This is a genomic window from Streptococcus oralis, assembly GCF_026782345.1.
In the GTDB taxonomy this organism is placed as follows: domain Bacteria; phylum Bacillota; class Bacilli; order Lactobacillales; family Streptococcaceae; genus Streptococcus; species Streptococcus oralis_CK.
In genome coordinates this window covers 469,383-483,268 of record NZ_JAKUWI010000001.1, presented here as the reverse complement: position 1 = coordinate 483,268, position 13,886 = coordinate 469,383, and the positions used below count along the sequence as shown (strand labels likewise).

Annotated in this window: 10 protein-coding genes; 2 read left to right on the top strand and 8 right to left on the bottom strand. The window is 41.3% G+C overall.

Annotated elements, in window-relative coordinates; genetic code table 11:
- Positions 1–50: 50 nt before the first annotated feature.
- The 5 genes from pulA to MK405_RS02345 form a co-directional block, all read right to left on the bottom strand.
- Entirely contained in the window at positions 51–2,336 is a 2,286-nt protein-coding gene (gene pulA / locus MK405_RS02365; protein WP_000287691.1) for a type I pullulanase, read from the bottom strand.
- A 162-nt stretch (positions 2,337–2,498) separates the two neighbouring features.
- A complete protein-coding gene (gene ligA / locus MK405_RS02360; protein WP_001005761.1) occupies positions 2,499–4,457 on the bottom strand; it encodes an NAD-dependent DNA ligase LigA in 1,959 nt (652 codons plus the stop codon).
- 89 nt (positions 4,458–4,546) lie between these two features.
- Complete coding sequence (locus tag MK405_RS02355) at positions 4,547–5,725, bottom strand: MFS transporter (RefSeq protein WP_001079357.1); 1,179 nt, start codon at positions 5,723–5,725, stop codon at positions 4,547–4,549.
- Between the two features lie 80 nt (positions 5,726–5,805).
- Positions 5,806–6,669 (bottom strand): Rgg family transcriptional regulator, encoded by an 864-nt coding sequence (locus MK405_RS02350; protein WP_268704219.1) that lies wholly within the window; start codon positions 6,667–6,669, stop codon positions 5,806–5,808.
- A 1-nt stretch (position 6,670) separates the two neighbouring features.
- The gene (locus tag MK405_RS02345) at positions 6,671–8,572 is read right to left on the bottom strand and encodes an ABC-F family ATP-binding cassette domain-containing protein (RefSeq protein ID WP_268704218.1); all 1,902 of its coding nucleotides are present in this window, start codon (positions 8,570–8,572) and stop codon (positions 6,671–6,673) included.
- Between the two features lie 228 nt (positions 8,573–8,800).
- Here MK405_RS02345 and MK405_RS02340 point away from each other — a divergent pair, with 228 nt between their 5' ends.
- Positions 8,801–10,519 (top strand): phospho-sugar mutase, encoded by a 1,719-nt coding sequence (locus MK405_RS02340; RefSeq protein WP_268704217.1) that lies wholly within the window; start codon positions 8,801–8,803, stop codon positions 10,517–10,519.
- A 110-nt stretch (positions 10,520–10,629) separates the two neighbouring features.
- Positions 10,630–10,977, top strand: a complete 348-nt coding sequence (locus tag MK405_RS02335) for a DUF6568 family protein (RefSeq protein ID WP_268704216.1) — start codon at positions 10,630–10,632, stop codon at positions 10,975–10,977.
- A 32-nt stretch (positions 10,978–11,009) separates the two neighbouring features.
- On the opposite strand, the gene MK405_RS02330 is transcribed toward MK405_RS02335, so the two are convergent.
- Genes MK405_RS02330 through yycF form a run of 3 tightly spaced genes read right to left on the bottom strand, consistent with a single transcriptional unit; the run spans position 11,010 to position 13,870 of the window.
- Positions 11,010–11,819: an MBL fold metallo-hydrolase gene (locus tag MK405_RS02330; RefSeq protein ID WP_268704215.1), complete on the bottom strand. Its 810-nt coding sequence runs from the start codon at positions 11,817–11,819 to the stop codon at positions 11,010–11,012.
- A gap of 1 nt (position 11,820) precedes the next feature.
- Positions 11,821–13,170 carry a cell wall metabolism sensor histidine kinase VicK gene (gene vicK / locus MK405_RS02325; RefSeq protein WP_084939724.1) on the bottom strand — a complete coding sequence of 450 codons (1,350 nt, stop codon included), beginning with the start codon at positions 13,168–13,170 and terminating at the stop codon, positions 11,821–11,823.
- Positions 13,163–13,870, bottom strand: coding sequence for a response regulator YycF (gene yycF, locus MK405_RS02320; RefSeq protein WP_000722062.1), 708 nt, complete (start codon positions 13,868–13,870; stop codon positions 13,163–13,165). Before yycF ends, vicK begins: the two co-directional genes overlap by 8 nt.
- Between the last annotated feature and the right edge of the window lie 16 nt (positions 13,871–13,886).

Here is a 13,886-nt window from a genome sequence, read left to right as displayed (position 1 = left end):
ATAAAAATCAAAAAAGGTCTAGAATTAACTAAACCTTTTTGTAGTATTTACTATGAAAGTACCTTCAAGACTGCAACGCTGATATCATCAATCACATTAGACTCTTGAGAACGACTGTTGGACACAAGCATTTCAAGATTTCCCGCATTTTCAAAGTAGAAGGAAGTTCCCTTGGCATTGAATACCACCAATAAGTGCTCTGCTCCACCGTGAATTTCGTAAACAATCCACCCACTATTTTCAGCAGCTGTATGGACGAAGACATGACGATAAACTTCTTCGTATGTAGGATAAGAGAAAGCACGTGTTTGTTTTTTTAGGCGAATAATCTGGCGAATAAAGTCAATGCTTTCTTGTCTCTCATTGATTAAATCCCAGTTGACCTGGTTGACACTATCTGGAGCATTGTAACTATTCATGGCCCGTTCTCTATCTGCCGCAGTTAGCTCGCCATTTTCTCCTGTAGCAAGGAGTTTGGTACGACCAAATTCTTGCCCCAGCTCTATAAAGGACATGCCTTGCATAAGAATGCTCATCGCTGTTGCTGTCTCAACCTGTCGCATAATCTTATCTGAACTGTGATCTGGATGAAGGGTTACTAACAAATCATGCAAGTTGTAATTATCATGGGCTTCCACGTAGTTAAGAACTTGGTTGGGACTAAGATATGAACCCAACTCTCGGCTACCAAGAATAGCTTTGGCTACAATCGGTTCTGTAGCTGCACCACTAACAAATCCTGCCTTGATTGAGCCATAAACTTCTCCTCCTTTGATGGCATCACGCTGATCATCATTGAAGAATCCAATATTTGGCATCTGGTAGGCATTGTCCTTCTTGGCCTTGTCGTAAGGTGCAAGACCGGTCCCCATATCCCAACCTTCTCCATAGGTGATAATACGTGGATCAACTTCATCAAGTGCCCAACGAATTGCCTGCATGGTTTTGACATCATGAATTCCCATCAAGTCGAAACGGAAACCGTCAATATTGTATTCTTTCACCCAATAAAGGAGTGAGTCAATCATATACTTGCGGTACATTTCGTGTTCGCTTGCGGTTTCATTTCCAACACCTGTTCCGTTTTGGAAGGTTCCATCTGGATTCATACGATAGTAATAATCAGGAACAGTTGTTTGGAAAGGTGCATCGACCGTTGAGAAGGTATGGTTATAAACAACATCCATAATGACACCGATTCCTGCATCATGATAAGCCTGAATCATGGTTTTGAGGTCTCGAATAACCTGTCCAGGATCATCTGAGTTACTAGAGAAACTTGGTTCTGGCGCATTGTAGTTTTGAGGGTCATAACCCCAGTTATAGGTTACATTTCCGTCTTCATCGTATTCCTTATGACGATCAAAGATTGGTTGGAGCTGAACATAATTACAGCCGAGTTCTTTGATATAGTCAAAGGTTGTTGCTTGCCCATACTGGTTAGCCGTTCCACTCTGGGCAGCCCCAAGGAAGGTCCCTCGAAGATTTTCTGGAACTCCAGATGTCGGTGATTTTGTAAAATCACGAATGTGCATCTCACAGATAACGGCTTTACATGGGTTTTCCAAACGCCAAGGAGCATCTGTCCCATGTTTGACTTTAAATCCTTCTACCTGTCTATCTTGCTGAGATAGGATGACAGAACGTTTCCCGTCAGGACTTGTAGCGATAGTGTAAGGATCTCGTGTCAAAGTCTGGTGGTGCGGAAACTCAATCTGATACTGATAAGCTTTACCTGCAAGATTTTCATCCAGGTCTACACTCCAAACACCAATGGTATTGTACTTATGACTGTATGAATAGCTATTCCCTCGCTTTAGATTAAAGGTTTTCCAAATCGGCGCGTCGTTACTTGTATTTTCATAAACGACCACTTGGACTGCTGTAGCTGTTGGAGCCCAGAGTTTAAAGCTTGTCTGGTAGTCTGAGATACTATAACCCAACTCTCCTTGGTATCCCCAATGATGATCAAAACTTTCACTGTGAAAGGCTTTATCAAAAGCAAACGGGTTTCGATCTTTATAGTAAGGACTTGCAATGGCAGGATTTTCTGAATAATAAACCGTCTCATCACCATCTAAGATCCAAACCTCAGTCAACAGTGGATAATAGTTAAACCGTAGAAGATAGTCTTTTGTCTTTCCATCTATTTCGACAGAAAAGGTCAAAGTATCGAGCCTTTCTGCACTTGTGACTGTAAAGGAGAATTTTGCTCCAAAATAATCATTTTCATAATACAAATTTTCTTTAACATCTGCCTGTTTTCTACTGAATGAACAAGCGGCATAATCCCCATTTTTTCGGTGAAAATGGATGACTACAGGGTAACTATACATTTCTTTTCCTAATTTCTAATTTCAATTTTAATTTTAATTCTTAAAGTCATGCTGAAGAATTTAGCGGGAATTTCAGCACAATAGAGAATAGCTTTAATAGGTATAAAAACACATCAGGAGAGATAGTTCCAGACTATCTGACATCTATTTTTCAACTATTCTTTACAAACTTTCTAGCCAGGCCTCATCTCGAACTTCGATACCAAGTTCTTGCGCTTTTTGGAGCTTGCTTCCTGCATCTGCTCCTGCTACGACAAGATTCGTTTTCTTAGATACACTGCCTGTGACTTTGGCACCTAGACTTTCGAGTTTATTTTTGGCTTCAGAACGTGTGAGACGTTCCAATTTACCAGTTAATACAATTGTCAAACCTGACAAGGCCGCATCTGCCACTAGTGTCTGTCCTTTGTAGTCCAGATTGACTCCAGTTTCTTTCAACTCGTCTAAGAGAATATTCGACCCTTCTGTAGAAAAATAAGTCTGAAGGCTTTGTGCAATCACACTACCCAAGCTCTCGATACTTGCTACTTCCTCAGGATCAGCTTGGGCTAGATTTTCAATAGAGTGGAAATGTTGGAGCAAGAGTTGGCTAGCCTTGCTTCCGACATGACGAATTCCCAGACCAAACAAGAGCTTTTCAGCAGAGTTTTCCTTGGATGCTTGAATGGCCTGATATAGTTTAGAAGCAGACTTTTCCTTGACACCCTCTAAAAGAAGGAAATCATCTTCTTTCAAACGGTAAATATCTGCCACATCCTTAACCAGATTAGCAGCAAAAAGCTTTTCAACAATAGATGGACCAAGCCCTGTAATATTCATGGCGTCTCGAGAAGCAAAGTGAATCAAACCTTCCATGATTTGGGCAGGACATCGTGGATTGATACAACGAAGAGCCACTTCATCTTCAAAGTGCAACAAATCGGAGTCACAACTTGGACAGTTAGTCGGAATATCTAGTTTTTCTTCAGAAACACGCTTGGACTCTACCACACGCAAAACAGCAGGGATGATATCTCCAGCCTTATAAACAATAACCGTATCGTCTTTTCGAATATCCTTTTCAGCAATATAATCTACATTGTGCAGTGTTGCACGGCTAACAGTTGTCCCAGCAAGCTGAACAGGTGTTAGATTGGCAGTTGGGGTCACAACACCCGTACGACCTACTGTCCAGTCAACTGAAAGGAGCTGGGCTTCTTTTTCCTCAGCAGGAAATTTGTAGGCAACTGCCCACTTAGGTGCTTTAACCGTAAAACCAAGTTCTTCTTGACCTGCTAAGTCATTGACCTTGATGACCACTCCATCAATATCGTAAGGTAGTTTCTCCCGTTCTTGTCCTACTTCTTGGATGAAATCCCATATCTCATCCATGCTTTCAGCCAAGATTCGTTTAGGATTAACTACAAAACCAAGCTGTTCAAGATGCTTCAAGACTTTTTCTTGACTATCACGAGTAGAAGGGCTTGCTTCTTGATAGAGGAAAGTCGCAAGATTACGCTTGGCCACTACTGCTGTATCCAGCTGACGGAGGGTTCCTGCAGCTGCGTTACGAGGATTAGCAAATTCAGGCTCTCCATTTTCTTGGCGAGCTTGGTTGACCTGGTCAAATGAAGCGCGTGGCATGTAACACTCTCCACGAACAGTGATATCAAGTTCTTCTGGCAAGGTCAAAGGAATGTCCTTGACACGCTTGAGATTTTCAGTGATATTCTCTCCAATAGAACCATCACCACGAGTGGCACCGACAACCAAAATCCCCTTTTCATACGTCAGCGAGATAGACAAACCATCAATTTTCAGCTCACAAATATAGGTCGGGTGGGGTAATTCCTTTCGAACACGCGCATCAAAAGCTTCTAACTCTTCACGTGAAAAAGCATCCTGCAAACTGTATAGAGGATACTGATGACTGTATTTTTCAAAACCATCTAAAACCTTACCACCAACACGATGGGTTGGACTGTCCGCTAAAACTTGATCCGGATAGGCGGCTTCCAATTCGACCAACTCTCGGTAGAGGCGATCATACTCACTATCTGAAACCGAGGGATTGTCACTCGTATAGTACTCGGTCGCATAGCGGTTAAGTAAGGTAACTAACTCATTCATTCTTTCATTCATATTCCCATTTTACCACAAAGCAAGCCCTCCTCACAATAGAGAAGGGCTGAAAAATGGTTTGTAGTGTAATATTTTCTTAAAAAGAGAAATTATAACTCTTTATCAAAATGACCTCGCACATAAACGAGGGAGAAACAAGACAGGATGATAACACCGCTTCCAATTATCAGAAAAGAAGAGAGATGGACACTTGGTAGCACCGTCATAAAGCCTTTTGCAATCGGCATAAATAGGATGGCTAAGGTAAAAATGGTGCTTAGGACTCTCCCCAAGTATTCCCCCTCAACCTTGGTTTGCACCTGAGTAAAAAAGTGAATATTAAATATCGTCATAAACAGTTCACAAACTAAATTTCCAGAAAAGGAAAGAAAAGTTGGCAATGGTAACCCCATCATAAAAACTCCAACTCCAGTTAAAGCCAATAGAATCAAAAGATTATAAACACCTGCCTTGATTTTGCTAGCTAGAAGAGCTCCGATAATCGAACCAATAGCGCCCATAGTCAAAATAGTTGCATAAGCTCCTCCTATCCCGTATAGTCGATTTGAAAAAGGGAGGAGAAATTCAAAAGCTGCAAAAAAGAAATTAACGCTGGAAGCGACTAACAAAAGGAAAAAAATTTCTTGCTGGCGCCAAATATAGCGAATCCCTTCTTTCATATCAGCAAAAATATTTTTCCAGCTGAGAGTCCTTTTCACTTGCTCCTTAGCCTCTTTTTTGGGGAGGAAAGCTACTAAGATAAATGCGATGAAAAAACTAATGGCATCTAAAACAAGCGTCATATGGAGACTGGCAAATTGTAAAACGATGAAAGAAAGTACAGGGGAGCTAACGCCTACAACCTGCAAAACGAGCTCTAAGCGAGCATTATAGGTCACAATCTCTTCTTTTTCTACAACTTCAGTTATAATGGCTTTGTTAGCTGTACGAGAAAATGCAAAGGCAACCGCCTGAACAATATTTGCGAGGATCAGAGCAGCAATCATCAAGCTATCATTTCTGATGAAAGAAATAGCTAAGCAAAGAACGCCACAAATCAAGTCCGTCGTCATCAAAATTTTGCGACGCGAAAAGCGGTCTGAAATCACTCCGCCAAAGGGATTGACCAGAATCGATGTGACGAGTTCAGAAATTTGATAAATCCCAAGAACAGTCTGTCCTATCGTCCCCATTGATGCTAACCAAACACTATTTCCATAATCATAGAGCATATTCCCTATCTTATTAATAGCACCACGACTAATCAACTGGATTGCATGTCGATTCATATAAAAAGCTCCTCTCAAATTTTGAAACTATTGTATCAAAACTGAAAGGAGTCTCTTTATTTTTCCCTTATTTGGGAAATTTAAGCATTTACAAATTTTTCATAATGTTCCTGATAGTAAGCCACTTGCTCTGGAAGTCCAAGCACATCAAAAATATGCATGGCTTCCTGCATCTGACTACAACCTTCTTCTTTCAAGTCTCTCTGGTAGAGGGCGAAACCTTTGAGATAATGGAAGATATTGCGCTCATAAAGCTTGATACCATTTCCAATCAACTTCTCCACATAGCCCTCAAAATAGTCCGCATCCGTAAAGGACCGATTTTCCAAACAATGCTGGTAACAGTTAAGAGCTAAAATCAAAACAAGTTTACGATGCCGACCAATTTCCTTGTAGTACTCTTCCCTCTCCATAACTTCTCTGCCAATCCGAGCCACATAGTTCACATTGTAGAAAGTATAGAGATTCCCGAAAAGAATCAGCTCATACATAGTCCATTCTTCTGTTTGAAAAAGATAATCTGCTACCTTTTCCAAATCACTCTGACTCATCGTGTAATGAGCATCTCTTTGACAAATCAGTCCTTGTAGCAGAATCCAATTCAGCTCAAAATAGAGGGGATTGGTCGAACTCTTTGCTTTCTCAAGCTGTTCCTTTTGAAGCTTTTGAAAACCTGCAATATCATTTGAGTAGTAAAGCGGAATAATCTGTGCCATCAAGGCAACATGTTCATGATTTTGAAAATCTCTAGCCTTGTCCATGAAATTTTCAATAGTCACATGAATATTGTCCAAAATCTCAAAGAAACGGGAAACTGCTAGATCAGACTCCCCAAGCTCGAAGCGAGATAGCTGAGAGGTTGAACATGATTCACCTGCCGCCTCTTTTAAGGAGTACTTCCCACTTGTTCGAAATTCACGAAATACCTTTCCAAGATGATTCATTTTACACCTGCTCCGATAATTCTTCCCATTCAAGCATAGCTTCTTCCTGACGATGGCTAATTTTGTCCAGTTCAGCCTGCAATTCCATGAGCTTTTCAGCATCATTGGTTTCCAGCATTTGTTCAGAAATGGCTTGACTTTGAGTTTCTAACTCTTCGATTTCAGCTTCTAGATTTTCGATTTGTCGCATGAGCTTACGGGCTTCTTTCTGACTTTCTTTCTGAGCTTGGTAGTCATTAACTGAACTTGCTTCTTTTGCTTGATTACTAGTTGAAGCTTCTTCTGTCTGAGTCATTTCTACTTCTGCTTTCTTATCAACATAGTAGTCATAATCTCCTAGATAGAGGGTCGAACCATTCTCAGACAATTCCAAAACATGAGTGGCTACACGATTGATAAAGTAACGGTCATGGCTGACAAAAAGAAGGGTTCCGTCAAAGTCAATCAGGGCATTTTCTAACACTTCCTTGCTATCAATATCCAAATGGTTGGTTGGCTCGTCAAGAATCAAGAAATTGTTGTTTTCCATTGAAAGTTTGGCAAGCAAAAGACGAGCTCGTTCACCACCAGATAGCATCCCGACTGATTTTTTGACATCTTCACCAGAGAAGAGGAAGGCGCCTAGGCGGTTACGGATTTCAACTTCAGGTGTCAATTTGAAATCATTCCAAAGTTCGTCTAGAACCGTATTACTTGCTGTCAGCTTACTTTGAGTCTGATCATAGTAACCAACCTCAACGTTAGCACCAAAACGCTTTTCTCCCTTGATAAAGGGAATCTGGTCCACAATAGACTTGATAAAGGTTGATTTGCCAATACCATTTGGTCCTATGATGGCAACAGCATTCATCTTACGGAGGTCCAGATTGATTGGCTCTGAGAGTATTTCCCCATCATAGCCAATGGCCGCATTTTCAACGGTTAAAACGATATTACCTGATGTTTTTTCAGACTGGAAGGTCATATTGGCTGCTTTCTTGCCAGCTTCAGGCTTGTCCAAACGCTCCATTTTTTCTAGTTGTTTACGGCGAGATTGAGCACGTTTGGTCGTTGAAGCTCGGACTAGATTGCGATTGACAAAGTCTTCTAGAGCCGCGATTTCCTTCTGTTGCTTTTCATAGTTTTTTGCCTCAGTAGCTAGCTTTTGCTCCTTCAACTCAACAAAACGAGAATAATTGCCCACATAACGATCCAAGGAATGCTTGGTCAAATCCAGTGTAACCGTCGCAACCTTGTCCAAAAAGTAACGGTCGTGACTGACAATAATGAGGGCGCCGCTATAGTTCACCAAGTAATTCTCTAGCCAAGCAATCGTTTCAATATCCAAGTGGTTGGTTGGCTCGTCCAAGACTAAGAGATTGGGCTTTTCAAGGAGCATTTTAGCCAGTGCCAGACGGGTATTTTGACCACCTGAAAGCTCGGCAATTTTCATCTGCCACATAGACTCGTCAAACTTGAATCCATTCAAAATCGATCGAATATCAGCTTCGTAGGTAAAACCACCTGCTTGACGAAAATTCTCAGACAAACGATCATAATCCGCCATCAGTTTATCCAGATCTTCACCAGACTTTTCACCCATCTCCAGTTCCATCTGACGAAGTTGCTTCTCAGTTCGACGTAAGTCATCAAAGACATGAAGCATTTCATCGTAAATGGTATTTTCAGACTCAAAACGGCTATCTTGGGCTAGGTAAGACAGAGAAACATCTTTTTTCTTATTGATTTCTCCACTGGTTGGCTCCTCTTCTCCAACCAAAATCTTCAAAAGAGTAGACTTACCTGCACCATTTTTTCCAACTAGGGCAATCCGATCTCGTTCATCTACTTGCAGGTTGATATGTTCAAAGAGAACCTCTCCAGCAAAAGATCGTTCAATTTTATTAGCTTGTAAAATAATCATACATCTATTTTACTATCTTTTTCTCTTTTGCACAATTACGATAGAAAAAGTTCGAGTTATAAACCCGAACTATTCATCTTCTTTTTCATTAGAAAGCGTATTGGGCTGTTCTTCTACAATGAAATAAAAGTAAATTTCCTACATTTTAAGTTATGCTAACGTTTTACTAAAATGTCAAATAGTGATATAATGAAAGCGATTAAAGTAAATAAACAAAGGAGACACTCTATGACTTACCAAGAAAATTATCAAAAATGGGTCGATTTTGCCGGCCTTCCCGACTATCTTCGTCAAGATTTAGAAAACATGGACGAAAAAACAAAAGAAGATGCTTTCTACACCAATCTTGAATTTGGTACTGCAGGTATGCGCGGCTTGATCGGTGCAGGTACAAACCGCATCAACATCTATGTTGTTCGTCAAGCAACTGAAGGATTGGCTCGTTTGATTGAGTCAAAAGGTGGAAACGAAAAAGAACGCGGTGTTGCAATTGCCTACGATAGCCGCCACTTCTCACCTGAGTTTGCCTTTGAATCTGCTGCAGTTCTTGCTAAACACGGTATCAAATCTTACGTATTTGAAAGCCTTCGTCCAACTCCAGAACTCTCATTTGCAGTTCGTCACCTCAACTGTTTTGCAGGTATCATGATTACTGCCAGCCATAACCCTGCTCCATTTAACGGTTACAAGGTTTACGGTGAAGACGGTGGACAAATGCCTCCACACGATGCAGACGCTTTGACTACTTATATTCGTGCTATCGAAAATCCATTCGCTGTCGAAGTTGCTGATGTCGAAGCTGAAAAAGCTTCTGGCTTGATTGAAGTTATCGGCGAAGCTGTTGATGCAGAATACCTCAAAGAAGTCAAAGACGTAAACATCAACCCAACCTTGATTGAAGAGTTTGGTAAAGACATGAAGATTGTCTACACACCACTTCATGGTACTGGTGAAATGTTGGCCCGTCGTGCTCTTGCACAAGCTGGATTTGACTCAGTTCAAGTCGTTGAAGCACAAGCAACTCCAGACCCAGACTTCTCAACTGTTAAATCTCCAAACCCAGAAAACCAAGCAGCCTTTGCACTTGCTGAAGAACTCGGCCGTCAAGTTGGTGCTGATGTTCTTGTGGCGACTGACCCAGACGCTGACCGTGTTGGTGTTGAAGTGCTTCAAAAAGATGGGAGCTACCTCAACCTTTCAGGTAACCAAATCGGTGCTATCATGGCTAAATACATCTTGGAAGCTCATAAGAGTGCTGGAACTCTTCCTGAAAATGCTGCTCTCTGCAAATCCATCGTATCAACAGACTTGGTAACGAAGATTGCTGAAAGCTACGGCACAACCATGTTCAACGTTTTGACTGGTTTCAAATTCATCGCAGAGAAAATCCAAGAATTTGAAGAAAAACACAATCACACTTACATGATGGGATTTGAAGAAAGCTTCGGTTACTTGATTAAACCATTCGTGCGTGATAAAGACGCCATCCAAGCCGTTCTTGTCGTTGCTGAACTTGCTGCCTACTACCGTTCACGCGGTTTGACACTTGCTGACGGTATCGAAGAAATCTACAAAGAGTACGGTTACTACGCTGAAAAGACTATTTCTGTTACCCTTTCTGGTGTTGATGGTGCAGAACAAATTAAAGCGATTATGGCTAAATTCCGTAACAATGCTCCAAAAGAATGGAACACAACAGCTATCACTGTTGTAGAAGACTTCAAGGCTCAAACTGCTACTGCTGCAGATGGTACTGTGACAACTTTGACTACTCCTCCAAGTGATGTATTGAAATACACACTTGCTGACGGTTCATGGATTGCTGTTCGCCCTTCAGGTACTGAACCAAAAATCAAGTTCTACATTGCCGTTGTGGGCGAAAGCAACGAAGATTCACAAGCTAAGATTGCTAACATCGAAGCGGAAATCAATGCTTTTGTAAAATAAGCAAGCTAAAAGGTGAGATAAACCAATCTCATCTTTTTTTCGTATCAAATCCGAGCAATTTTAGAAACTTTGTGGCATACTAGTTTTATCAAAAAAAGAGAGGTATTCTTATGAATCAGTTTTTAGAAGATATTAAAGACCTTGAAGTGACTACAGTTGCACGCGCCCAAGAAGCACTCGATAATAAAGAAACTGCAACCTTCTTCATCGGTCGCAAAACTTGCCCTTACTGCCGTAAATTTGCAGGTACATTGGCTGGTGTCGTAGCTAAAACCAAAGCTCACATCTACTTCATCAATAGCGAAGAACCAAGCCAACTCAATGAGTTGCAAGCATTCCGCTCACGCTACGGAATCCCAACAGTACCAGGCTTTGTTCACATTGCGGATGGACAAATCAATGTCCGTTGCGACTCTTCCATGTCCGCACAAGAAATCAAAGAATTTGCAGGATTGTAAAAAACAACAAAAGAAGGCTCTCGCCTTCTTTTTTATATATCTGTCAATGGTGTTGCAGTATCTGGGGAAGTGTCGTAAACTTTAAAGTCTACTCCTACTCCCAGATCAGCTTGTGCTAGCTGGTTGACCATGGTCATATGAGCCAGCTCCTTGATATTGTTCTCTTTGGACAAATGCCCGAGGTAGATTTTCTTGGTTCGATTTCCCATTGCACGAATCATGGCCTCAGCACCATCCTCGTTAGAGAGGTGACCGAGATCCGATAGAATTCTCTGTTTGAGACGCCAAGCGTAAGATCCTGCTCGCAAAATTTCCACGTCGTGGTTGGACTCGATGAGATAACCGTCTGCATTTTCGACAATTCCTGCCATACGGTCACTGACGTAACCTGTATCGGTCAGCATGACAAAGCTCTTGTCGTCTTTCATAAAGCGGTAAAACTGGGGTGCTGCCGCATCATGGCTAACCCCAAAACTCTCAATATCAATATCGCCAAAGGTTTTGGTTTTACCCATTTCAAAAATATGCTTCTGCGATGAATCCACCTTACCGAGGTACTTGCTATTTCCCATAGCCTGCCAAGTTTTTTCATTGGCGTAAAGGTCCATACCATATTTGCGAGCCAATACACCAACTCCATGAATATGATCTGAATGTTCATGCGTAATCAAAATCGCATCCAAATCTTCTGGCTTACGATTGATTTCGCTCAAAAGACTGGTGATTTTCTTACCAGACAAGCCTGCATCCACTAAGATTTTCTTTTTGGGGGTTTCCAGATAAAAGGAATTTCCACTGGAACCTGATGCTAAAATACTGTATTTAAAGCCTTTTTCACTCATTCTAGTCTTCTATTTCGTCCTCCCATATTTCTTCTTTTACGGCATCCTTATCATAAGGGAGCACTATGGTAAAGGTTGAGCCCTTACCGTATTCGCTTTTTGCCCAAATAAAACCATTGTGTTGTTTGATGATTTCTTTCGCGATAGCCAGACCTAGCCCAGTTCCACCTTGTGCACGACTTCTTGCGCGATCCACACGGTAAAAACGGTCAAAAATCCTAGGCAAATCTTGTTTTGGAATCCCAAGACCCTGGTCAGAAATTGATAAAATCATCTGGTCATCCGTGGTTTTCATGCTGACCGTAATCTTCCCACCATCTGGTGAATACTTGATGGCATTGTTAAGAATATTATCAATCACCTGGGTCATCTTATCCGTATCAATCTCAATCCAAACTGAAGTTATTGGATAATCTCTCACTAGCTCATATTTTTTCTCTTCATCCTGATTTCTCATCTTATCAAAACGGTTGAGGATGAAGGTGATAAAGGCTGTAAAGTTAATCAACTCTATATCCAGTTTAGTAGTCGCATTGTCAATACGAGATAGATGCAAGAGATCTGTCACCATACGCATCATACGGTTGGTTTCATCGAGTGAAACCTTAATAAAATCAGGGGCGACAGGATCATACAGAGCTCCCTCATCCAAGGCTTCGAGATAAGATTTAACACTGGTCAAAGGAGTACGCAACTCATGACTGACGTTCGAAACAAAGAGTCTTCGCTCACGCTCTTCCTTCTCTTGCTCGGTCGTATCATGTAAAACGGCAACCAAACCAGAGATGAAACCTGACTCACGGCGGACAAGGGCAAAACGTACACGAAGGCTCAAATATTCTCCATTAGCATCCTGAGAATCAATCGTCAACTCAGGTATCTGTGTAATCAGGTCACGCAGTTCATATTCATCTTCTATCTTAAGCAATTCGAGGATGCTTTTATTCAGAACATCTTCTTTCTGCACACCGAGTTGTTTTTTTGCCATATCGTTGATCATAGTAATCTGGCCACGGCGATTGGTCGCAAGGACACCATCTGTCATATAGGAAAGAATGCTATGCAGCCTTTTACTCTCTTGTTCCAAATTTTCTTGAGTCAAACGAATAACTTCTGACAAATCATTCAGATTATTGGTGATGTTGGTGATCTCTGTACTACCCTGCAAGTCCAGAACTTGAGAATAATCACCTGCAATTAAGTCCTTAACCTTCTGATTTATCTCTTTTAACCGGATGTTATCCCGACGGTTTTCCAGCAAGAGCAAGGTCACAACTAGGATAAAGCCAAGTAAAATCAGGATAAAGATAAAATCACTGGTCAGAATAGTTTGTCTAATATCTTCAATCATTATTTTTCATATAGTAGCCAACACCACGACGTGTGAGGATATACTCTGGACGGCTTGGTGTGTCTTCAATTTTTTCACGCAAGCGTCTAATGGTCACGTCCACTGTACGAACATCACCAAAATAGTCATAACCCCATACAGTCTCAAGCAAGTGTTCACGCGTAATCACTTGACCAATATGAGATGCCAAGTGATATAAGAGTTCAAACTCACGGTGGGTCAAATCTAATTCCTCACCATATTTCTTAGCCACGTAAGCATCTGGAACGATTTCCAAATCACCAATTTGTAAGGGCTGCGTCTTCTTCTCATCAGACTCTTGGCTATCTACTGAAGCAAGATCTGTACGACGAAGCAGAGCCTTGACACGGGCTTGTAACTCACGGTTCGAGAAGGGCTTTGTAACATAATCATCTGCACCTAACTCCAAACCAATAACTTTGTCAAACTCGCTATCCTTAGCTGATAGCATGATAATCGGCACGCTACTAGTCTTACGAATAGCTTTAGCAACTTCTAAACCATCAATTTCAGGGAGCATCAAGTCGAGGATAATAATATCCGGTTGCTCAGCTTCAAATAGCTCAATTGCTTCACGACCGTTGAAGGCTGTAACAACTTCATAACCTTCCTTGGTCATATTGAACTTAATAATATCCGAGATTGGTTTCTCATCATCTACAATTAATATTTTTTTCATTTTATCACCTTTTCTC

Bases quoted from the DNA above. Each gene is read 5' to 3' on its own strand.
- pulA (WP_000287691.1), bottom strand. From the start codon at position 2,336: ATGTATAGTTACCCTGTAGTCATCCATTTTCACCGAAAAAATGGGGAT.
- ligA (WP_001005761.1), bottom strand. From the start codon at position 4,457: ATGAATGAAAGAATGAATGAGTTAGTTACCTTACTTAACCGCTATGCG.
- MK405_RS02355 (WP_001079357.1), bottom strand. From the start codon at position 5,725: ATGAATCGACATGCAATCCAGTTGATTAGTCGTGGTGCTATTAATAAG.
- MK405_RS02350 (WP_268704219.1), bottom strand. From the start codon at position 6,669: ATGAATCATCTTGGAAAGGTATTTCGTGAATTTCGAACAAGTGGGAAG.
- MK405_RS02345 (WP_268704218.1), bottom strand. From the start codon at position 8,572: ATGATTATTTTACAAGCTAATAAAATTGAACGATCTTTTGCTGGAGAG.
- MK405_RS02340 (WP_268704217.1), top strand. From the start codon at position 8,801: ATGACTTACCAAGAAAATTATCAAAAATGGGTCGATTTTGCCGGCCTT.
- MK405_RS02335 (WP_268704216.1), top strand. From the start codon at position 10,630: ATGAATCAGTTTTTAGAAGATATTAAAGACCTTGAAGTGACTACAGTT.
- MK405_RS02330 (WP_268704215.1), bottom strand. From the start codon at position 11,819: ATGAGTGAAAAAGGCTTTAAATACAGTATTTTAGCATCAGGTTCCAGT.
- vicK (WP_084939724.1), bottom strand. From the start codon at position 13,170: ATGATTGAAGATATTAGACAAACTATTCTGACCAGTGATTTTATCTTT.
- yycF (WP_000722062.1), bottom strand. From the start codon at position 13,870: ATGAAAAAAATATTAATTGTAGATGATGAGAAACCAATCTCGGATATT.